This window comes from Compostibacillus humi, from assembly GCF_014637175.1.
GTDB classification, from domain to species: Bacteria; Bacillota; Bacilli; order Bacillales; family Amphibacillaceae; genus Oceanobacillus; species Oceanobacillus humi.
On the sequence record NZ_BMEV01000164.1, the window covers coordinates 1 to 611 of the forward strand.

1 rRNA gene is annotated in these 611 nt (G+C 52.5%); it reads left to right on the top strand.

What is annotated here, in order from left to right:
• Positions 1-611, top strand: a 23S ribosomal RNA gene (locus tag IEV18_RS17120); the annotation flags it as partial.

The window sequence follows — 611 nt, forward strand, 5'->3', positions numbered from 1 at the left end:
TCCCTAGTGACCGATAGTGAACCAGTACCGTGAGGGAAAGGTGAAAAGCACCCCGGGAGGGGAGTGAAATAGTACCTGAAACCGTGTGCCTACAAGTAGTCGGAGCACGTTTATGTGTGACGGCGTACCTTTTGTAGAATGGACCGGCGAGTTACGATCGTATGCAAGGTTAAGTGGAAGACACGGAGCCGCAGCGAAAGCGAGTCTGAACAGGGCGAATGAGTATGCGGTCGTAGACCCGAAACCGTGTGATCTACCCATGTCCAGGGTGAAGGTCAGGTAACACTGACTGGAGGCCCGAACCCACGTATGTTGAAAAATGCGGGGATGAGGTGTGGGTAGGGGTGAAATGCCAATCGAACACGGAGATAGCTGGTTCTCTCCGAAATAGCTTTAGGGCTAGCCTCAAGGAGCGAAGCTCGGTGTCCTTAGGGACACCGCGGAAAGAGTACTGGAGGTAGAGCACTGATTGGACTAGGGGCCCTCATCGGGTTACCAAATTCAGTCAAACTCCGAATGCCAGCTACTTATCCTTGGGAGTCAGACTATGGGTGATAAGATTCATAGTCGAAAGGGAAACAGCCCAGACCACCAGCTAAGGTCCCCAAGTA